Origin of the sequence: Lachnotalea glycerini, from assembly GCF_003201285.1 — a bacterium.
Taxonomy (GTDB): Bacteria; Bacillota; Clostridia; order Lachnospirales; family Lachnospiraceae; genus Lachnotalea; species Lachnotalea glycerini.
In genome coordinates, this window is sequence record NZ_QICS01000020.1 from 20074 (window position 1) to 41881 (window position 21808).

Annotated in this window: 17 protein-coding genes; 3 read left to right on the top strand and 14 right to left on the bottom strand. The window is 35.2% G+C overall.

From position 1 onward, the window contains the following. From chvE to C8E03_RS20675, 6 genes are all read right to left on the bottom strand, one after another. Window positions 1-1173 carry a multiple monosaccharide ABC transporter substrate-binding protein gene (gene chvE, locus C8E03_RS20650; protein WP_094378004.1) on the bottom strand — a complete coding sequence of 391 codons (1173 nt, stop codon included), beginning with the start codon at window positions 1171-1173 and terminating at the stop codon, window positions 1-3. A gap of 307 nt (window positions 1174-1480) precedes the next feature. Then, window positions 1481-1792: a hypothetical protein gene (locus tag C8E03_RS20655; RefSeq protein WP_094378003.1), complete on the bottom strand. Its 312-nt coding sequence runs from the start codon at window positions 1790-1792 to the stop codon at window positions 1481-1483. 150 nt (window positions 1793-1942) lie between these two features. Next, a complete protein-coding gene (locus tag C8E03_RS20660; protein WP_094378002.1) occupies window positions 1943-3817 on the bottom strand; it encodes a carbohydrate-binding domain-containing protein in 1875 nt (624 codons plus the stop codon). 15 nt (window positions 3818-3832) lie between these two features. Then, entirely contained in the window at window positions 3833-4510 is a 678-nt protein-coding gene (locus tag C8E03_RS20665) for a DUF4956 domain-containing protein (RefSeq protein ID WP_094378001.1), read from the bottom strand. Beyond that, on the bottom strand, window positions 4503-5258 hold the full coding sequence (locus tag C8E03_RS20670) for a polyphosphate polymerase domain-containing protein (RefSeq protein WP_094378000.1): 756 nt from the start codon (window positions 5256-5258) through the stop codon (window positions 4503-4505). The genes C8E03_RS20665 and C8E03_RS20670 overlap by 8 nt, the downstream gene beginning before the upstream one ends. Window positions 5259-5584: 326 nt before the next feature. After that, a complete protein-coding gene (locus C8E03_RS20675) occupies window positions 5585-6490 on the bottom strand; it encodes an aminotransferase class I/II-fold pyridoxal phosphate-dependent enzyme (protein WP_110292024.1) in 906 nt (301 codons plus the stop codon). 102 nt (window positions 6491-6592) lie between these two features. On the opposite strand from C8E03_RS20675, the gene C8E03_RS20680 reads away from it, so the two are divergent. Next, window positions 6593-7762 carry an aminotransferase-like domain-containing protein gene (locus C8E03_RS20680; protein ID WP_094377998.1) on the top strand — a complete coding sequence of 390 codons (1170 nt, stop codon included), beginning with the start codon at window positions 6593-6595 and terminating at the stop codon, window positions 7760-7762. A 47-nt stretch (window positions 7763-7809) separates the two neighbouring features. On the opposite strand, the gene C8E03_RS20685 is transcribed toward C8E03_RS20680, so the two are convergent. The 7 genes from C8E03_RS20685 to C8E03_RS20715 form a co-directional block, all read right to left on the bottom strand. After that, window positions 7810-9993: an HD domain-containing phosphohydrolase gene (locus C8E03_RS20685; RefSeq protein WP_094377997.1), complete on the bottom strand. Its 2184-nt coding sequence runs from the start codon at window positions 9991-9993 to the stop codon at window positions 7810-7812. Window positions 9994-10397: 404 nt separating this feature from the next. Continuing rightward, entirely contained in the window at window positions 10398-11201 is an 804-nt protein-coding gene (locus C8E03_RS20690; protein WP_094377996.1) for a DUF7402 domain-containing protein, read from the bottom strand. A gap of 12 nt (window positions 11202-11213) precedes the next feature. Next, window positions 11214-12374: a glycoside hydrolase family 88 protein gene (locus tag C8E03_RS20695; protein WP_110292025.1), complete on the bottom strand. Its 1161-nt coding sequence runs from the start codon at window positions 12372-12374 to the stop codon at window positions 11214-11216. Window positions 12375-12383: 9 nt separating this feature from the next. After that, a complete protein-coding gene (locus tag C8E03_RS20700) occupies window positions 12384-12998 on the bottom strand; it encodes a YesL family protein (protein ID WP_094377994.1) in 615 nt (204 codons plus the stop codon). 95 nt (window positions 12999-13093) lie between these two features. Further along, on the bottom strand, window positions 13094-13933 hold the full coding sequence (locus tag C8E03_RS20705) for a carbohydrate ABC transporter permease (protein ID WP_094377993.1): 840 nt from the start codon (window positions 13931-13933) through the stop codon (window positions 13094-13096). Between the two features lie 15 nt (window positions 13934-13948). Continuing rightward, complete coding sequence (locus C8E03_RS20710) at window positions 13949-14893, bottom strand: carbohydrate ABC transporter permease (protein WP_181899346.1); 945 nt, start codon at window positions 14891-14893, stop codon at window positions 13949-13951. Window positions 14894-14961: 68 nt separating this feature from the next. After that, on the bottom strand, window positions 14962-16317 hold the full coding sequence (locus tag C8E03_RS20715; protein ID WP_094377992.1) for an ABC transporter substrate-binding protein: 1356 nt from the start codon (window positions 16315-16317) through the stop codon (window positions 14962-14964). Between the two features lie 246 nt (window positions 16318-16563). Between C8E03_RS20715 and C8E03_RS20720 the strand changes: the two genes are divergently transcribed. Further along, entirely contained in the window at window positions 16564-18402 is a 1839-nt protein-coding gene (locus C8E03_RS20720; protein ID WP_094377991.1) for a sensor histidine kinase, read from the top strand. Beyond that, window positions 18380-20020 (top strand): response regulator transcription factor, encoded by a 1641-nt coding sequence (locus tag C8E03_RS20725; RefSeq protein ID WP_094377990.1) that lies wholly within the window; start codon window positions 18380-18382, stop codon window positions 20018-20020. Before C8E03_RS20720 ends, C8E03_RS20725 begins: the two co-directional genes overlap by 23 nt. 149 nt (window positions 20021-20169) lie before the next feature. Here the strand turns inward: C8E03_RS20725 and C8E03_RS20730 are convergent, their stop codons facing one another. Further along, window positions 20170-21804 (bottom strand): DUF2264 domain-containing protein, encoded by a 1635-nt coding sequence (locus C8E03_RS20730; protein ID WP_110292026.1) that lies wholly within the window; start codon window positions 21802-21804, stop codon window positions 20170-20172. Window positions 21805-21808: the final 4 nt, after the last annotated feature.

The window sequence follows — 21808 nt, forward strand, 5'->3', positions numbered from 1 at the left end:
TTAATCAGCTAATTGCTCTTCTGTATAGTATCCACCGTCTACAATAATTTCTTTATAGTTATCCTTATCAACTGCTACCGGTGTGCAAAGATAAGATGGAACTGTTATAACATTATTATTATATTGTTCTTTATCGTTAATTTCTGGTTCTGTTCCTTCTAATACTGCCTGAACCATAGTTACACATTTATCAGCTAAAATACGAGTATCCTTGTAGATTGACATGGTCTGATATCCTGAAATAATGTTCTTAGTTGCCATAAGTTCAGCGTCCTGACCTGTAATAAGAGGCCATTCATCACCTAAGGTATAACCTGCACCTTCTAATGCTGCACGAACACCGTATGCAAATCCGTCAAAGGCAGTACATGCAATATCAAGCTTTTCATCTGCATAATAACCTGATAAGTAGTTTTCACACATCTGCTGAGCGGTTTCTTGTGACCATCTTAAAATACAAGTATCTTCAAATGAAGTTCTTCCTGTTTTGCAAACTAGTGTTCCGTCATCTAAATATGGCTGTAATACATTCATTACACCTCTGTATAAGAACAATGCATTGTTGTCATCCGGTGATCCCATAAAGAATTCTATTGTGTAGGATTTTCCTGCTGCTTTTGCATTTGCCAAATCCTTTTTCTCTTCGATATATTTACCGATTGCTGTACCAACCCCTTCATTGTCAAAGGTTGCATAATAAGAAACTGCATCGGTATCCATTAATAAACGGTCATATGCAATTACCGGAATGTTATTGTCTTTTGCCTGTTTTAAAACGTTTACAAGTGCTGATGAATCCACTGCAGCAATTACCAAGCAATCAGCTCCATTTGCAATTAAGTTCTCAATCTGTGAAACCTGAGCCTGTATATCATCTTCTGCATACTGCATATCAACTTCATAACCTAAAGCCTCTAGTCTTGATTTCATATTAGCACCATCATTAATCCAGCGCTCAGATGACTGAGTAGGCATTGCAACACCAACCTTTTTACCAGTTGATTCAGCTTTTGTCTCAGTCTGTGATGTATCGGTTGTTGAATCAGTTGTTGTTTCTGTTTTGGTTTCTGATGATGTATTATCTGTGGTTGTACCAGTTGAGCTTCCACAGCCGGTTACCATAGTGGCAACCATTGCCGCACATAATAATGCGCTAACTAACTTCTTTTTCATACTTTAAATCCTCCTTAACAATTTTGAATTTGTTTCTCCCTTATTGTTACGTGAACAGTATATCAAAGAATATGTACAAACTACATACAATATTCTTCTAGATAGTATGAAATTTCTTAACTAAATGTACATTTCTTATAGTTTTATCGAGTATTTTTTGTATATTATTACAACATATCTTTATTTACTCGTGCGTATTATGTTTTATTTCATAGGAATCAAAATTTTTATATATTACCACAACAAGTTCTTTCCTATAAAAAAATAAAAAGGCGATATGCTCTACTCGCTATCGCCCTTTCGCCTATTACTTCTCTTCGTTTGAACCACTATCATCCTTTTCCTCTGTATCATGTTTTGTTTCATCCTTTTTACTGCTTTCTTCACTTTCTATGCCCTTGTCATATTCTCCCTTTATCAGAGCCTTTACTGAAAAAATTGCCATAAGACCTCCCACACCAAAAAACAATGCTACAATACCTACCCAGAAAATGGTTTCTTTTAGATTTGAAGCTGTCTTAATGGCTGGAATAAGGGAATAAGCAAGATACACTAAATATCCTCCGACAATGATACGCAGACCCAAGCTTGTGGATGTTACACTATTTTTTTTGAGCATTTTAATTCCTCCGAATTTTGTTCTTCTATATCCTTTACTTTCTGCACTAAGTTATTCATATTTAAGATGCTAAAAACAATTATAGCATGAGTTGTTATACAATAAAATAAGATTTGACCCTAAGATCAAATCTTTATTTTAGTTTTATTTTTAATTTGTTGTTGTAGTTGTAGTACTGTCTGTAGCCGTACCATCTGTTGTTGTACCATCTGTTGTCTGATTTGGTCTTTCACCGCCGCCAGGTCCGCCTGATCCTCCACCAGGACCTCCTGTACCTGTTGTTGCCGCTGCTCCAGTTTCATCTACAACAGTTGAGATTCCACTGATTGTAATTTGTCCAAGTGTTGTACCATCTGAAGTGAGTGTATAGGTTTCACCATCAGTTAATGCCGAAGTACTAATAACAATGGAACTATAATCTTTAATCGATGTATAGCTTAATACCTCTTTTCCCGAACTATCAAGTAAACCAACTACGGTGCCTGCTTTCTGGCTTGTTGTATATATAACTTCCAGCCCCGCCTGAGTTGAGGTATCGGTTATTGTCTGAGCCATTCCTGAACTTCCAATTGCTACTAAAGTTCCTCCACTGATTACAAAGTCACCATTATAATCCAATGAACCGTTTCCGTCATTCGTAGGACCATTTACATATACTTCTCCGCCTGACATATATACATATCCATTTGAGTCAATACCATCACCGTTTGCATTGATATAAAGTGTTCCGCCTGTAATTGTTATAATACAGTCTTCATCCACTTCATCCATTCCGCCGCCTGGTTGTTCACCACCTTGACCGCCGCCTGGCTGACCACCTCCTGGCTGTCCTCCACCTGGCTGTGTATCTGCGGAAAGCTCAGTCTGGCTTGCAACTGTTGTTGAATCAGTACTTGCTTGTGCTGTAGTATCGCTATCTGTTGTTGTTTGTGCCTCTGTCGAAGTTGTCGTATCCGTTGGCGGTGTCATCATTTGACCGTCACTTGGCATATCTGCTGCCGCCCCTGTCTGATCGCTTGTTGCAGTTGTATCAGTAGTTGTTGTATCGTCCTGATTTGCTGCATTTAGACCATCGTCGCTTGCTTCTATATTAATATCTCCGCCATTTATTGTAATGCTTAAGCCTTCAATACCTTCATCAGATTCCAATACATTAATCGTACCGTCATTCACTGTTACTAATTCGTCTGCATGCAAGCCCTTTTTCACCGCTGATAAGGTATAGGTTCCACCGTCTACGGTCAGATTTCCTTTTGAATGAAGCGCATTATGTCCTGCATCAACAGTAAAGGTACCATCTAATATTGTCAAAGACTCCTTACCGTGTATTGCATTGTTTACTGCTGTAATATTATAAGTTCCAGATGCAATCAAGAGATTATCCTTGGACTGAATACCATTGTTATAATTAGCTGCTATGGTTAAGGAACCCGTTCCCGTTAAAAATAAATCGTCGGTTGAAAATATTGCTGCTTCTGGTTCCGTATCGGTATCATTTGCGTATACATATGTAGTTGCATCAGATACTGTATTTTCTGTTCCATCTGCTAATATAATGATTACTTTTTCTGACTGCTCACAATAAATTGCTGAGCTTGTAGAGCAATTAAGTTTTACTCCATTTAATACCAAATGAACAGTATCTTCCTTATCTGCTGATACAATTACCTGTCCATCACTAAGTTCTCCGCTTAGAACATAGGTTCCAGCTTCACTAATCGTTACTGTACTATCTGTAACACTTGCCCCTGATCCATCTACACTGATTGTTGTCCCACTAAATGTGATACCAGTCGCACTCGCTTCATCGTAGCTTGCATCAATATCTTCACTTGTATATTCAAAATCGGACGAAGTACTGTCTACTGTTGTAGTGTCTGAAGTCTCAGTTGTAGTGTCCGCTTCTGTCGATGTTTCCGTACTGTTTGATGCTGAGGTATTGATAACCCCACATGCTGTAACATTTCCCATTGCCAGCATGCTGCCTAATAATATGGCACACATTCTCATTTTGTGATTTCTCATAACTATTTACCTCCGTTATAATTCATCCTTATTGGTAGGAACCTTTCCACAAGTAATATTTAAATTACCATTTCTGCAACGTATTTCATCAATAAATTCTTTTTCTAAAGTTTGATCCTTGATTGAAATGTGATATTGCAATTCGTAAAGGCTTCCCATGTTTGTAGTTTTAACTCTTACTAATTCAAAATTATTTGTATACTTATCAAATAAATCATCAAAAATTCCATTGTAGTCTAAGCTTTCTGCTATTGTAATTTTTAATTCTTTTTCTGCTGAATTTTTCTCTCCAAAGCGGCTTGCTGATAAAACCAATAATACAATTCCGATAATGATAAAGAAAATAACTGCATATCCTATGTATCCCATACCAGTTGTAAGACCTAGTGCCATTGCAAAGAAAATATTTAAAATTTCTTTTGAAGTTCCGGGAACAGATCTAAATCTGACTAAACTAAATGCTCCCATAACGGCTACACCTGCACCTAAGTTACCATTGACCATCATGATTACTAATTGAATTAACGCTGGTAATAATGCCAATGTAATGACAAAGTTCTTTGAATATTTTCCTTTAAACATATATACGGCTGAAACTCCAAATCCTAAAACTAATGAAGCCAAGGTACATAAGATGATGCTTTGAAATGTAATATCTCCTGTTGTTGATGCGGTTAAAATACTATTAAGCACAATGAACTCCTCCTATTTGTGTAATCATTATATTTTTATCTAAATTCTGTAAAAATGTATAAATCAAGTGGTTCTTAAAACATGTTCCATATTTTGAAAATGATGTGGAATGGATGTTTAATTCATCCAACATTTGGCTCATCCACAATGGCATTACTCCCGGTATCTTAATTTCCATTAAAATCTGACCCGGCTGCAATAACTGCCTTCCGTTTGATCCCTTAGCTAAATCAAGATTATCTTCTCTCCATCTGATATTAGTATCAAATGTAATTCTTAAATCTGAATTTTCTTTTCCAAAAAGTGCAATTCTGTCATAAGCAATAAAAGCCTTTGGTGATAAATCATAGGATTTTAAAAACCAATCAATCTCTCTTGTAATCTGCGAAACTTTACTAGGTTGTTTCCTCTGTATTACATATTTGTTAGCTTCTTCAAGCTTCATGGATACTCTTCTCTTATATACAACCCCTTCAAATTTTTTCTTAATCTCTAAAAATACATCACTGTCACTGGTTGGTGTACCATAACTTCTAAGTCTTAATTTTTCCTTATACACTGGCTTTGATAACGACTCTCTGATTAATCTATAATCATCTGTATCATAATAAATATTACTAATTGTGTGTAAACCGTAACTATCTGCTTCCATATACTTTTCAAGTTTTTCTCTAAGCAATTTATATTGATAGTCGGTAAGTAAGAATTTTTTCTCATATCTTTTAAATACACCTTGATAGTCTGCCATTTTCTATACCTCCTCCTGGTTATATAATTGTTGGTTTCAATTTAATAGTTCCTTTTGATGTAATCATAATAACCTATGTAACTTAAATTACTCTTAAAAAATCATTTCAGGTTAAATTAAGGTAAAATTTATGTTAAATTATAGAAATTTACAGAAATAAAAAAATCGTACAAGCTGCATATTTCCTGCGTTTTATACGATTTATTCCTGAACTGTTTTTGTCTGATAGTGTAAATTTTTTTTATTGCTAAATAGTGACAAAGTACTATAAATATTTTAAGGCTATATACCTTTTTCAGTATACAGCCTTAAAATATTTAATAAATTTAAAAAATTGTATAATCAGGAGCATATGCCGCAATAGGTAAAGGCGGATTTTCGCTTAATAAGCTGTTTATTGCATCCTCAATTATAATCAGTTTTAGTTCTTTCGCTGCTATGGCAATTTTTTTTCTTATAATTTCACTCATACAATGTGTGGTCGGGTTATGATAGTCAGCAATAATATAAAGACCTTTTAATTCTTCCTTTTTACAAATTTGTTTTAATGCCTCAATCGAAAGTTCTCCGTTATTATCTGGTATGGGAATTAATTGTATTCCAAGCATTTTGGCCGCCGTTTTCACTCCCGGATAGATTAACTCACTTGTACCGATCTTATCACCACATTGAAACAAAGATGCGAAAATTCCCACGATTGCATTTTGCCCTCCTGCTGCAAATAAAATATTATCAGGTTTTGTAGTAAATCCTGTCTGGCTAATCCATTGTACAGCAGCATTTTTTTGCATAGAATTATTTTCTGCCAGATCATATTGTAGTACATTGTGTGCTTCCGGCTCTTTTAATAGCTTCCAAATTGCCTCCAGTACATAGGAATTAGGTTTTGTAGAAGGCATGATTGCTCCCATTTCGATTAACCTATCTTCCTTATTTGATAACAAAATGGAGCCATTTGTCACATCAGATGCTACAAAAGTTCTTCTGCCTACTACTCCGCAAATGAGTCCCTTTTGCTCACACAACTTGAACGCTCTTGTAATGGTACTTAGATTAATATCCAAAAAATCAGCAAGCTCTCTTTGAGGAGGAAGCATAGTACCAGGCTTTAAAACTCCGCTCTTAATGTCTTTCTCCAGTCGCTTTGCAAGCTCTTTATAAAAAGCTTGATTTGTATTCTCTAGATTTGGTTTCCAACTCATAGGGTAGTTGTCAAATGAATTTACAGGCATTGTATCACTTCCTCATTATTGTCTTGCACACAATTATATCATTGTATGTTATTTTCTTCACTGTTATAATTGATACAATATTTATTTTAGGAGGATTTGATTATGGAACAATTATTTTCTGATGGAATACGTAATACTCCATCATCATTTATAAGAGAAATTTTAAAGGTGACTGAATCCGACGAAATTATATCTTTTGCTGGTGGACTTCCCAATCCTATTTCTTTTCCGACAAAAGATTTAAATGAATCCGCAAATCGTGTCATTCAACAATACGAAAGTAAGGTTTTTCAATATGCAACCACAGAAGGCTATGAGCCTTTACGGGAATATATTGCGAATCGATATCAGGAAAAATATAATTTAAGTTATCATAAGGAGAATATTTTGATTACTACCGGTTCCCAACAGGCGCTTGATTTACTTGGAAAGGTATTAATCAATAAGAAAGATGTTCTTGCAATAGAAAGACCTGGTTATTTAGGGGCTATTCAAGCTTTTTCCATGTATCAGCCTACTTTTACAGGAATTGATTTAGAAAATGATGGATTGAATACCAATATGCTTAAGGATAAGCTAATGCAAACTAAAATAAAACTTTTATACACGGTTCCTAATTTTCAGAATCCGACGGGCATTACTTATTCTTTTGAAAAGAGAGAACAAATTTGTGGTCTTTTATCAGACTGTGACACCGTTCTTGTTGAAGATGATCCCTATGGAGACCTTCGTTTTGAGGGAGAAAATTTACCTTATATAGGTGCTAATAAGCTCCCAAACAGTGTTTTGCTTGGGTCAGTTTCTAAAATCATAACTCCGGGATTTCGGCTTGGCTGGATTTGTACGCAAAATAAGGATCTAATGAAGCATTTAGTGGTTGCCAAACAAGCCTCTGATTTACACAGTAACATATTCGCTCAATATGTTACACACGACTATTTAACACACAACGATATAAAATCGCACATTGATAAAATAAGACAATTGTATAAGCTGCAAAGCAGTACTATGCTTCAAGCAATGAAACAATATTTTCCAGAAAGTGTAAAATATACAAAACCTCAGGGTGGAATGTTTATGTGGGCCTCACTTCCAGATGGACAATCAGCACTTGATTTATTTCATAGAGCTTCTGAAAAAAACGTTGCCTTTGTCCCTGGTGACCCATTTTATACGGATATCACGAACGCTCCGACTTTTCGTCTTAATTATACAAATTCAAATCCTGAAGCAATACAAGAAGGCATAAAAAGAATTGCTTCGGTTATGTAAGTTAGAAATTATAATCAGAAAGAGTTTGTAATTCAAACTCTTTCTGATTAATCATATATTTCACCTGCAACTTTTTCAATAAACAAATTGACACACTCCTCGCTAAACTGAGATCCTACTCCACTTTTTAATTCATTAATTGCATATTCCTTCGACTTTGCCTTATGGTAGCTCCTTTCACTGATCATTGCATCATATGCATCCACGACTGCTATAATCCTAGATTGAATTGGTATTTCTTCCCCCTTCAATCCCTTTGGATATCCACTTCCGTCCCACCGCTCATGATGCGCCAAAACATATTCTGCCATCTCAGATAATTCGTTTACAGTACTCAATATACGATAACCAATTTCAGGATGCTTTTTAATTTCTTCCCATTCTTCATCATTTAATTTACCGTTCTTATTTAATATACCCTCTTCGATTGCAACCTTGCCAATGTCATGCAACAATCCTACTGTTTTTAATTCTCTTACCTCGTCATCGGGTAAATTCATTGCTTTTCCCATTCGTTCGCATAACTGAGAAACTCTGTGTGAATGTTCTTCTTCTCTTGGATTTTTCTCGTGCAATGCAGCCATGATTGTATAGATAGTCTTGCCTCTCATACTTGGACTTTCCAACAGTTTTTTCTTATACATATAGTCTTCTGCCTTTTTCAAAACCTCTTGAATTGATTCTTCCTGCTTGTTTTTCGTACAATATCCAAAAGAGATTGATATATTAACTGAATTTACTTCCTCATTTTTAGACAGCTCTTTAATATGAATTATTATGTCTTTAATTTCCTCCTCCTGGGTATTAGGAGATATAATAATAAATTCATCGCCTGCGAGTCTGCATAAAATATCCTCTTGTCTAAATCCTTCCTTTAATACCTTTGAAACCTTTTGTATATATTTATCACCAACAATATGCCCAAAAGAATCATTGACAAGCTTTAAACCATTAATATCAGCCATTGTAAGCGTAAGTGGATAATTTTCTTCTATATCCATTCTCAATAATTCATCTTCAAAAAACCTTCTATTATATAAATCAGTTAATTGATCATGATAGCTCAAATAGTGCAGCCTTTCTTCCATTTGCTTTCTATCACTAATGTCTCTGCATACAGCATAAATAATATTTTTGTCGTATGCCTTAATCATTGTCATCATAATATCATTTGGCATAAGACTGCCATCTCCCCTGTAATTCCACCACTCAAATCGGTTCTTTCCATTTTTGAGGCATTCATCTAGATAGCCATTTAGCCTATCCATTGATAATGCTCCATCCGGCTGACGATTTGGAGTAAACTCCATGGGACTTTTTCCTATAATTTCATCTCTGGATTTGGCACCAAACATATGAACGACTGCGGAATTACAATTAATGATTTTATCGTCACTTAATAGAAATATACTATCAGGTGAATATTCAAATAAGTTTCTAAAATTATTCTCACTGATTTTCGTCTGTTCCTCTGCAAGCTTTCTTTTTGTAATATCATTGACAATAACCGCAAGCTGAAACTCCTTTGGTCTATAAGCAATGATTTCATAATAATAATTTGTATTATTCTGAAATCTTTCATAACGCGTAGATTCACCTGTAAGAATCGTATGCATCAACTGTTCTACATGCTCCGGCTCAAGATTACCAAGAACTTCATAAAAATATTTTCCCAAAATTTCATCTTGCTTAAGTCCTGTCAAAACCTCATGACTATAATTTGTCTCAACCAGCTTATAATGATAGATATCATCCTCTTTTTTCCCCTCATACAGAGCTAATCCAAGCTGCATTTGGGTAATAAGCCCTTTATATTTTTCTTCACTCAAACTTAGCATCTTATCAAACTCTACAATTTGGTCATATTGACTCCTAAGTTCCTCCTCTGATGCAGTCAACTGTTGTACATATGCCTGAAGCTCCTCGTTAGCTGCTGATAATTCATCATAGCTTTCATTTAGCTTTTTTTCAGTTGATTCAACCTGTTTTAGCAGCCCCGAGATAAGATAATATAGCACAACTGCAGTTAAAAAAACATAAAACAAACCCTTATAGGTATGCAGCTTCAATATGGTTTTATGATCATCAAAAACAAAGTTTATTATGTGATCTGAAAAATAAATCCAAATAAACCCAATAAATAAATATATGAAACAAATTTTTAAACATTCTCTTTTGTAATTTTTATCATGTTTTAGAGTGTCTAGTTTTCTTCTCAGTTGCTTCAGCATACTATAACCCCCATATCATCATTTTATCTTTCGTAAGTAACCATTCTCTCGTGCTTGTTTTGCTTCCGATAAGTTTCATCAGACTAGTGCTCTTCTGATTCACTCGGTTACTTCGTTTCCTCGTTAACTTATCGGGTAAAAACTAATACTCGCTTCTCTCCTGCTTGTTTTTCTTCCGATAAGTTTCATCAGACATTAGTGCTTTTCTGATTCACTCGGTTACTTCGTTTCCTCGTTAACTTATCGGGTAAAAACAAATACTCGCTTCTCTCCTGCTTGTTTTTCTTCCGATAAGTTATATTATACACTGTTTTGGGGGGTTATAAATAATAACTTTATGTAATTTGTTAAAATATTATATAAAATAGAAATCATATGGATATAAGTAACTTAATAATTTGATTTTACTCTTCAATAAGTTCATCTACTCCATATACTTCTATCTGTGTCAGCGCTGGAAACGGTGATGGTTCCTCAGACTGTATCAAATGAAATAATTTCAACCAAGTAATATGTTTTAAATCAAATTTAAAAATCTGCTGTTTTCCAGTTTTCTCAAAGCTTAAGTCAATTTGTGTTCCATCTGAAAATTGTATCATACCATTTTTCCACCAGTTATCATGCGGAAAATCCGCCCTCAGATATATAACAATACTATCTACCAAGACGTTTCTGCCAAAGTCTATTTTAATCTCAGCTTCAGGGTTTTTATTTATTCCCCATGATGCAAACGGCCATTCTCCATGACACGAACTAATGGTTACTCCATCAATCGCATTTTTTGCTTCAAATACAGATTCACCTCTGGTTTCTACATTTGCAGTCGCATGAGGATAATAGGTAGTATTTTGATGCTGATCATTTACATTTAAGGCCAGATTCCGATAAGTACTAATTTCAAATTTCTTTGCAATCTTTACTGATAATAGATGTTTTTCTCCCCAAAAAGCCTTTGGAGACAAATTGGTTCGTTTTTCCTGAAACGGTATCTGATACTCCAAATTACTATCATTAAGGTAAATTAATGACTTTCCCAGAGCGTCATCCACACTAAGCCACAAATAAAGACCATGCTCTGACGATTCTAGCGTTATTTTATCTCCTTTTTGGTACATTCGCGTACATAAAAGATTCACTTCATCCTCATCTCTTGCAACAGCAATTGTATTACCATCTTTATCACTTACTTTCAAACATAATACTGCCATAACTTCTACCTCCTACCACAAATCAATTGTATTGCCTTGCAACTTTTGAATCGCTTCAATAAAAAAGTAATCTGCATATACCATATTAAAATGATGCTCTTTATCATGATATGCCGCTGTACAATTTGTTACAATGGCATCTGAATTTTCTGTCCAGTCAGAACGTGATTCAACAATTGCTTTTAATATACAAAGTGCTTTTTCATAATAAAGCTCCGCCTTTTTGGCTTGTGCGTGTTTTGCCAATTGAAGTAGTCCACTAGCTAAAATTACTGCTCCACAGGAATCCTCCCAAACCGGTTCCTTCGGCTGGCAAAAATCACATGGTATCAATCCGGATTCCGGTATATTTGCGCAGCAATAGTCTGCTACTTTTTCTGCTGTTTCAAGATATGACATATCCTTCGTATGTTCATAACTAATAGTAAATCCATATACTGCCCAAGCTTGACCTCTTGACCATGCCGAGCCGTTCTCATAGCCTTGTCCCCCATAAGTCTTTACAACCTTACCTGTATTAGGGTCGAATTCTACAATATGGTTTGAAGAGCCGTCTTCCCGAATAAAAACTTTTTGCGCTGTGTTTGCATGTGCTTTTGCGATGGCTGCAAAACGAGGATCTTTTGTCTCTTTTGATGCCCAATAAAGGATAGATAAATTCATCATACAGTCAATAATGGCCCATCCTGTACAATTTTTTTCTGGCTGTTCATTTTCATTCCATGCTCGTATAAAATTACCGTTTAGGTTGAATCGGCCTGCTAATATTGTTGCAGCATGCAACGCACGTTTTCTTGCCACTTCATTTCCTGTCAGCTTGTAATCATAAACTGCGCTCGTCATCCACATAAATCCAACATCATGATGCAAACCATAGAATTCTTCAAAGCATCGATCTAGCTTATCTTCCACTCTTATAGCAGAATTTTTAAACATGTCATCCTTTGTCTGATGATACATTTGCCAGAGAATTCCACCCCAAAATCCATTTGTCCACCAATTAATTCCATCACCACCACCCCATGCAATGCTTTCATCCGAGCGGTCATCATATGTGCCATCCATTGTTTTATATGGAATTTTGTCCCCGGTCTTAGGTGTTACCCACATCATCTTATTCACAATTTTTTTTAAAACATTTTCTGCCCATTTTTTGTCATTTTCCGTTTTCATTCTATCTCCTTAATCCTCAATCTTTAATCCATTTCGATTAAATACTTGATTAATAATTAATGCATGTACATAAATAATACCACCGATGCTTAAAAAAAGCAGCGGCCAATACACAAATATAGAAATCGCTAACACACATACTGTTACTACTATCATTAAGATGGTCCATGAAAAGTAATGGATGGCTAAATAAAAGGCCATTTTTAACTGTTCTTTGAAAGAATCTGCACAACGAGCAATAACCGGAAACGTCCATGTTGCAACCATTACAAGCACAACTGATACTATCATAAGAAACCAGAACAAGATATCAAACAATGGAGACGGATTATTGTAAAATAGCACCAAATCTGACACCAGAATAACCCCAACTGTAAGTAAAAGCATCCACGCTTTGGTTGACTCTGCAAAGTTTTTTTTCCAAGAATCAAAGAATGAACTTATTGTATACTTTTCCTGATGACTAACCATTTTTAATATTGTATAATATGCCGCTGTAGTAGATGCTCCTATGGTTATTATGGGAATACTGCAAATAGCCCATAAAACAGTAATAAAACACAAATCCACCAATTGTCCAATCACTCTCCAGACTGGATTATCATAATCAAATATATTTTTCATGTTAATACCTCGTTCGTTTCCATTAACCTGTTGACTTATTATTTTCTTCTATATATTGTAAACAGTATTTTCACCAATAGAAAAAAAGGAATCCCCTAACCTTTAATACCGCTTGAAGCAACTCCTGCAACAAAGTATTTTTGCAAACACATAAATACTGCAAGAACCGGAATCAGCGAAAGTACCGAACCAGCCATGATTAGTCCATACTCGGAAGAATACTGTCCTATAAACATTTTTAGCCCTAACTGGATTGTTTTTTTCTCATTGCTTTGCAGATAAATCAATGGTCCCAGATAGTCATTCCACGTATTAACAAAGGTAAAAATAGTCAGTGTAGCGAGTGATGGCTTTGACAGTGGAATCATAACTTTCCACCAAATACCATATTCTGTCATTCCGTCTATTCTGGCTGCCTCACAAAGAGAATCCGGTATACTCAGATAAAATTGCCGCATCATAAAAACACCAAAAACTGAAAATGCCTGTAAGAAAATCATTGCCATTAATTTATTATTCAGACCAAAGCTTCTCATCATGATAAACTGAGGTACCATATATACTTGCCACGGCATTGCAATCGTTGCAATGTATGCAAAAAATAAAATGTTTTTATATTTAAAATCCAACTTTGCAAAAGAGTATGCTGCAAAACTACTGGTAAATAATTGTAAAAGCGTAACAACTATTGTCAGATATACTGTATTTCCAACAAATCTTGCAAATGGTATTTTTGTCCATATTTCAATGTAATTACTCCACTTAGGCGTGTCTGGTATCCACTGAAAGTTAACAATGTCAAATACTTCCTTATCTACTTTTATTGATGAAGAAAGCATCCACAAAAACGGAACAATCATGATTGCCGTCATGAGGAAAAGTACTGCATATAGTAAAATTCGCAGCGCTTTCGATTTATTCTTTAAAGATTTCATTTTATTGTTCCTCCTTTAGTCATTCGCAAATCTTTCTTCTCCCTTGAACTGTATCATTGTAACAATTAACACCAATGCAAATAATGCCAATGCTGCTGCACTTGATTTACCTAATTTCCAAAACTGAAATGCATTCTGATAGATATAGTATACAAGTACTGTAGCTGAAGAACCTAATTTATTATCTCCGCCACCTGCTAACATAATTGCTATATCATAAATCTTAAAACAGTTAATCGTAAGCATTACAACAACAAAAAAAGTTGTTGGCCGTAACTGTGGTAACGTAACATACCTAAATTTTTGAAAGATATTTGCTCCATCCAGTGATGCTGCTTCGTACAATTCTGTATTTACATTTTGTAGGCCTGCCAGATAGATTACCATGTAATATCCCATATATTTCCATACACTAAACATAATGTAACTAACCATGACTAGTTTTCCTGCAAACCAATTTGGCAGATTATCATTTGCCACATGAAATACATAATATAAAATTGCATTTACAGGACCCTTGGTTGGATTAAAAATCATTGTCCACACTGCGGTAATCGCTACAAGAGAACCAACATAAGGGAAAAATGATATTGTTCTGAAAAATGCTCTTCCCTTTACTTTTTGATTTAACACAATTGCTAATAATAATGATAAAAGCATAGTAATTGGAACTGTTCCAATACAGTAAATAATTGTATGTTCTATTGATTTCCAAAATAGACTATCACTAAAAACACTTTGAAAATTTGAAGTTCCTGCCCACGTTGGCTGATTGCTTCCATCCCATTCCATAAAAGCTAATAGAAACGCAAATAGAATCGGAACAAGTGTAAATACGGCAAACCCAATAAAATTAGGTGTTATAAATGAATATGCAACCACGTTTTTTTTCCGTTCCCGTTTCTTTCGTGATATCATTTTTTCTTTTTCAACATCGATGCATTTTGTTGCATTTTCCATTTGATTTTCTCCTTTCAAAAAACGGGACTGACTCTTGCGCCAGCCCCATCTAAACCATTGCTTTATGATTATTGTGCTAATACTTTCTGAACATCTTCATTCATTTTAGCAATTCCATCATCTACGCTGATGTCGCCATTCATAATATCTTTATGATAGGTACTAAGTACAGCATCAATTTCAGCTGAATGTTTACTATACGGAATATCCATATACACTTTTGTTGGTGTTAATGCTTCTTTACTGTTTTGATCCAGTGGAAATCCTGGTACGCTTGCTAAGATTGCTGAGATTTCACTTGTAACAATTGCCGGCATGCTACCTGTTTCTGCAACTATCTTAGCTCCTTCTTCACTACTTGCAAATTGAACAAATTTCCATGCTGCATCTTTCTTTTCGCTGGCTGACGTTACTGCAATACCTGTGACAGTACCTATTGTTGTTCCTGCTTCAACTCCTTCTGGATGTGGATACTGAACAATTCCCCAGTTTCCGCATAATGAAGAATCATATTCACCTGCATTTAATTTAGTAATCAGAGTAGAGATAAACCATGAACCAATGTTAAGCATTGCTACATTACCTTGTGAAAATGCGTTGGAATAATGCAGTGATGCCGTACTTAATGTTGCATAATCCTGACATACACCATCTGCTTGTTCACTTAATACTGTCTCATAATATGGTTTCAAAAAATCATAGTTTCCACCCAAAATGTCCGTACCATCCAAAGCGCCAAATAACTGAATGGTAGATCTCCATGTATGATAATGTGCTCCATATACCTGTTTGCCAAATTCATTGCTTGATAAAGATCTTGCAAGTTTATCATATTCTGCAAACGTCATATCGTTTGTAGGATAGTCGATTCCTGCTGCATCAAACAAATCTTTATTATAATATACAACCCATGTGTCATTTCTAAATGGAAGTTCGTATAACACATCATTTGCTTTTATCTGATCTGTAATTCCATTATATTGTGATAAATCAATACCTTCTGTCGTAATATAATCATTCAACGGCTCTAATGCATTTTTTTCTATTAAAGTAGAGTAGCAAGCAGTATCTTTAATAGATACAACATCAAAGGTGGAACCGCTTCCTGAAAGCTGCGTTGCAAGTACGGTGTTATAATCAGTTGCTCCAAGATCTGTTAATTCTACTGTGATGTTAGGATTTTCTTCTTCAAAGCCTTCTTTTAGTTTAGTCCAATAAGTACTGGAATCTTTATCCCAGATAGCCCAGTTAATTGTAACCTTATCTCCATCTGTAGCTGCTGTTGTGTCTTTGGTTGTATCTGTCTTGTCTGTGCTTTGTGTTGTATCGCTTGTCTTAGTACTGCTGCTATTTCCACATCCTGTCAGTCCTAAGGAAGCCACCATTGAAGCTGCCAATAAAATGCTAATAATTTTTCTTTTCATATCTTTTCCTCCAATATTTTTCGTTCGAACTTATTTAAGTATAGCAAAACGTTTCCGTTGATAGAATAAACTTTCTTATGATTCCATGCTATTTTTTACCCTATTATTATTGCATTCTTATAAAAACAAAATATATACTTTTTTATCACAGTATATAAAATCTTACACTTTCTACATAAAATCAAAGGCATATGATATAATTGATAAAGGAAAAATACATTTCATACAATCTATAGAGGAGATCACATGAAACGCTCAATTAAAAGCAGAATTTCCTATTTTACAGTAGGTGTTGCATTAATTACAGGTATTATCATATCCGCTATCAGCTTTCTTATTTATCGTCATTATGATACTTATCTGCTGATAACACAAGCTGAAACAAATACCAAATATACAACTGACTATTTAAATACCCGACTTTCAAATATTCAAAACTTTGTCAGATGGTGTCAAAACAATAATGAAATTATAAATTTTACTCTGGATACTACAAAATCCAACACAAGCCTTGTTGCAGCCTATGATCACTTAAGTGACGAGTACAAAAACACTGCTGAAAAGGATTATATTTATCGTATTCTTATTTTTAAAAATAACGGAAAACTTATTCAGGTATTAGATGCTGCCCATGCTGACTCCATGTACCTTTCAGAAAAGGCTGCTTCTATTCCATTTATTCAGCAAGCCCTCTATACTGTGGATTATGATTTGAGCATGGGACTTATCATTGATCCTTATGAGCATAATAAGCAGACAATTATTCTTCCCTTAATACGCCCAATTTACAATCCTTATAATGCTGATATTATTGGAATTGTCATGTTAGAAATAAATGCTTCTCTTTTTTCAGATACGTTTGAATCTTCCCTTTCAAAGGGAAACAGTTTCTTTTTGACCATTGATAATCATACTTACAAATATGAGGGTGGGCTTCTCTCCGATGTTACATCGAAAGAAGGTTACAATTTCTGGAATCTTGAACTAGATACTCAGTATTCTCCATCTCGGTCAGATACCAGCATACGCTATGGAACAAATGATGAGGGTGCTTATGTCTACTATATCACTCAACCAATGGAACAGGCTAACTGCTACGTTACACAAATGATTCCTGCAATTACATATCCGCAAAAAACAATTCCATTTTTTATATTACTAATCTTAATTCTTGTGGTTCTTATGGTAGGTATTATCATTGCTGCATATATGAATCATATTGTGACAAAACCCGTAATTAATCTGCAAAAGCGGTTGGAAAAAGTATCAAATGGTGATTTTACACGAGACTTATCAATTGAATCCTCTGATGAATTTGGATTAATAGGTCAAAGAATTAATAATATGGCAGAAGATATTAATCTTCTTATAACCAACCGCCTTGCTTTTGAAAAAGAAAGACAGGATATTGAATACCAGTTACTACAAAGTCAGATTAATCCTCACTTTCTTTATAATACATTAGGTTCTATCAAGTGGATGGCAACTGTTCAGAATGTACCCGGGATAGCCAAAATGACAACAGCCTTGTCCAGATTGCTAAAGAGTATCTCCAAGATAGAAAATGTTAATATTCCGATTTCTTTGGAGTGTTCGCTACTAGATGATTACTTTACCATTCAAAAATATCGATACGGAGGTAGTATTGAGATGAAGTATGAAGTGGAAGATACTTCATTACTCGACTATAGTATTTTGAGGTTTACACTTCAGCCTATTGTAGAAAATTCAATTTTTCATGGCATTGAACCAAAGGAGACAGCCGGACTAATAACGATACGCATTTTTTCACCAGATCATAATAAAATTCAAATTGACATTATAGATAATGGTATCGGCATGGACTCATTTACAATTGACAACCTTTTGAAAGCAAATACGGGATGCAAATCCAACTTCTTTAAGGATCTTGGCATTTCCAGCGTCCATAAAAGACTTCAATATGAATTTGGCTCTTCATACGGTCTTTCCTTTCAAAGTGAAGTCGGTAAATATACCAAGACCTCCATTTTATTACCTAAGATACTTTCAGAAACAAATGTAAAAGGAGAGATTCCCAGTTATGACGATATTAATTGTAGATGATGAACCACTTACGCAAATCGGTATACAAAGTATGATTTCTTCTTTAAATAAGGCGGATTTTACTGTATGTGCAACGGCATCTAACGGCGCTGCTGCATTGGACTTAATTGAGCAAAAACATCCTGACATTGTGATCACTGATATTAAAATGCCGCAGATGAACGGCTTAGACCTAATAAAAGCCAGTCAAGAACGCTTTGACACTCCTCCGCTTTTTATCATGCTTACTAATTTTGAAGAATTTGCCTATGCAAAGGAGGCATTAAATTATGGTGCCATTGAATATCTAATTAAGCTTGAGCTAACCCCTGATACTCTGCTAAATGCATTGAAAAAAGCTGATAGCAAGCTTTTGAAAGAAGCTCAATCCTCCAAGCATAATCAATCTGTACGAATGTTGCTTTTTCGTGAACGATTTTTATTTTCACTGCTGCATGACCTTTTTATCTCAGACGAGCAATTTGAATTACAATGCCGTGATTTAAAATTGCAATTTAATGCACCAAATTATTTGGTTATTAGTACACAGCTCTTTAACGAGCGGGTAAAAGAATTGGCAGAATCACAACCTGCTCTGTTATATAACAATGCTCAGCAAATGCTATGCAAGATACTTTCCAAATATCTTTCTTTCGAACATATTACTCTGGATTTGCAGCATAGCTGCTTTATTTGTTCTATCTACGAGAACCCATCTGACTACTATAAGACCTCTTTATTCCCTTCCTTAAAGGCAGCAAATGAAATGCTATTTGATTACTTTAGTATACATCTAAAAGCAGGAATCGGTTACATAGTCAACACTCCCGGCGAGTGTTCTTTATCTTACTCTTCTGCAAGAGAGGCTCTTCTTCATACGAGCAGCACGACACCATTGATTCAAGCCGCAGATTATTATACAAAGGATTCAGCCCATGACATTTTTAATATTTCTTTGTTTCGCTCATCTCTTACACAAGCATATGAAGAATATGACAGTAAGACGCTTCAAAGCGTATATCTTTCTCTAGAAGAATTGTTTTTAATGCATCCTTCTCATTATGCTCAGTGCATGGATGCAACCAGTAATATTCTTTTTCTTTCTATTTCCTTATTATCTGATGGAGAGAAAATTGTGAGTGAGATTTTTTCAAATGATATAGATGGATATCGCTCTCTCTATCGTATGACATCAGTCAGTCAGCTACTTTCTTGGTTAAAAAAACTTTTTAACGGTCTGTGTGATGTCTTTGATCAAAGAAAAAAAGATTATAAAACACAAATGATTCGAAATGTGGAAGCATATATCGATCAGCACCTAACCTCGCATCCCTCACTTAATGAAGTAGCCGCTGCCTTTGGTATTAGTCCAAACTACCTGAGTGCGCTATTTAAAAAATTATCCAAATATGGATTCAGCGAATATATTACACAAAGAAAGATCGAACAAGCTAAGCAATATATGCAGACTGGTAATTACAAAGTATATGAAATTGCAGACCTGCTTGGTTTTGAGAATGCATTCTATTTCAGTAAAGTATTTAAGAAAGTTGAGGGGATATCTCCAAAAGATTATATATCATTAAATTCAAAATTTATTCCAGAGAACAAAGCGGACCAGTCCCCATCAGCACCCTAATCCCTCACTCATGAGGGACTTGACCGCTTTGCCGCGCCGAATGCAGTCACGCAATGACATTTTCCACTTGCATTCGTGCGCATTGTGTTTTTATTTCATATTTCGTCGCTATAAAACTTAGTATTTTGCTTTGCAAAACACCTTTCCTATTAATATTCAAACTCTGTACATATTATATTTTTGCCTTTTTGTATTTTATATGTCATCATTGGAATCATTGTTTTTGTAATCAAGAGATTCGTATTAGGATCAGGCTTTAATACCTCAAGTTTACCATTTCCCTGTGTACACTTAACAATACACTCTTTTTCTTTTCCTATTGAAACTGCAAATCCTGCATCATGAGCAATACAATCATATGCACTGTGAATGGTATGAATTCTCTTATGTCCTAACTTCGTAGGAATAATTTCTGAATGTACATCTATTCCTTCAATCGGTGACCAGTCAGAATAAATTCCTTCCGATGTCACTTCATAATTTTTTGACTGCCCACGAACAAATACATGACCAAACACTTCAAAAGAAAGCACACTATCGGGCGCTGATTCTTCCAACGTTTTCTGTGACCTTGCAATAGAAAAACCGTACTTCGTGGAATAGATAAATTTTGCATATTTTTCTTCTGTATGTGCAAATCCATGTAGAAACAGTCTGCCTCCTGGCATAGCATAAACATGTCCATCTTTTCTCTGAACAATCATGTCACCATGCTTGATATATTTTTGTTCTTCCAGTTTTGGCATTGGCAATGATTCCACACTCCAGAATGGATGTTCATCTGGCAGTGAAAGAAATGCAAATGTTTTCATGGACCAATAAGGTGATCCGGGCGCATTATAATTTTCGCTCATTTGTAGGTTGGGATAATGATAACCAATCGTGAGCAATCCTGTATGATCAAAGATAGGCGCATTCATCCAATACTGCAAATGTCTCATAATTATACCCTTCATCACACCCAGCGGTACAGGCTCTATTCCTACTGCAACACATATTGAGAAAAAGGACACTTGTGCGAATTTATATGTTAATGATCTTCCATAAGGAAGAGCACTTCCATCATCATCAAACCAGTAAATAAAATCTTTGCCAAACCTCTCTGCTCGTTCTATAAATTTTTTTGAGCGGATTGGATCTTCTTTTTGCATAAACTTAGCATACACCATTCCATAAAAGTGCATGGCAAATGGAATATAATAATCTGCCTGACCAAGTTCTCCGTCTACATACCAGCCATCTCCCAAATAGCAGCTTTCAATAAACGCAAGTGCGCTTTCCATTTTTTCCTCACTATAGGTTCGTCCTTTGGACTTTAAAGCTATATTAACAAGGATATTAAAAAACTGCCAGTTGCATTTACAACATTGATTGCGATTGATTTCATTGAGCCATTCTGTAAGGTTTTCTTTTTCTTCTTCCGATAAAGGATCCCATACTTTTTCCGGAGCCATTAAGATACCATATGAAATTGCTGCCATTTCTACCAGTCTTTGGTCAAAGTCGTAGCATTTGCCCCAGTACTCCTTGCTGTTTGGATTGGTTCCTGCTGCAAGTCCTTTTCGATATATCTCAGCAAATTCCTTATCTTCTCCGCCGCCGGCCCAATATGGAACTAAACCCCACAGTGGTCTTGAAAATCCTTCCATCCATGCACTCTCATCTGGATAATGAGAGCTTGTATATCCAATCTTTAATCTTGCTCTTTCCTCTGAATAAAACGGTTTTAATGGATTTAAAATTTTTGACAGTAGTTCTTGAAAATCTTTCTTTGTATTATACATTGTC

Coding starts and splice junctions, on each gene's coding strand:
- chvE (WP_094378004.1), bottom strand. CDS start 1,173: ATGAAAAAGAAGTTAGTTAGCGCATTATTATGTGCGGCAATGGTTGCC.
- C8E03_RS20655 (WP_094378003.1), bottom strand. CDS start 1,792: ATGCTCAAAAAAAATAGTGTAACATCCACAAGCTTGGGTCTGCGTATC.
- C8E03_RS20660 (WP_094378002.1), bottom strand. CDS start 3,817: ATGAGAAATCACAAAATGAGAATGTGTGCCATATTATTAGGCAGCATG.
- C8E03_RS20670 (WP_094378000.1), bottom strand. CDS start 5,258: ATGGCAGACTATCAAGGTGTATTTAAAAGATATGAGAAAAAATTCTTA.
- C8E03_RS20675 (WP_110292024.1), bottom strand. CDS start 6,490: ATGCCTGTAAATTCATTTGACAACTACCCTATGAGTTGGAAACCAAAT.
- C8E03_RS20680 (WP_094377998.1), top strand. CDS start 6,593: ATGGAACAATTATTTTCTGATGGAATACGTAATACTCCATCATCATTT.
- C8E03_RS20685 (WP_094377997.1), bottom strand. CDS start 9,993: ATGCTGAAGCAACTGAGAAGAAAACTAGACACTCTAAAACATGATAAA.
- C8E03_RS20690 (WP_094377996.1), bottom strand. CDS start 11,201: ATGGCAGTATTATGTTTGAAAGTAAGTGATAAAGATGGTAATACAATT.
- C8E03_RS20695 (WP_110292025.1), bottom strand. CDS start 12,374: ATGAAAACGGAAAATGACAAAAAATGGGCAGAAAATGTTTTAAAAAAA.
- C8E03_RS20700 (WP_094377994.1), bottom strand. CDS start 12,998: ATGAAAAATATATTTGATTATGATAATCCAGTCTGGAGAGTGATTGGA.
- C8E03_RS20705 (WP_094377993.1), bottom strand. CDS start 13,933: ATGAAATCTTTAAAGAATAAATCGAAAGCGCTGCGAATTTTACTATAT.
- C8E03_RS20710 (WP_181899346.1), bottom strand. CDS start 14,893: ATGGAAAATGCAACAAAATGCATCGATGTTGAAAAAGAAAAAATGATA.
- C8E03_RS20715 (WP_094377992.1), bottom strand. CDS start 16,317: ATGAAAAGAAAAATTATTAGCATTTTATTGGCAGCTTCAATGGTGGCT.
- C8E03_RS20720 (WP_094377991.1), top strand. CDS start 16,564: ATGAAACGCTCAATTAAAAGCAGAATTTCCTATTTTACAGTAGGTGTT.
- C8E03_RS20725 (WP_094377990.1), top strand. CDS start 18,380: ATGACGATATTAATTGTAGATGATGAACCACTTACGCAAATCGGTATA.
- C8E03_RS20730 (WP_110292026.1), bottom strand. CDS start 21,804: ATGTATAATACAAAGAAAGATTTTCAAGAACTACTGTCAAAAATTTTA.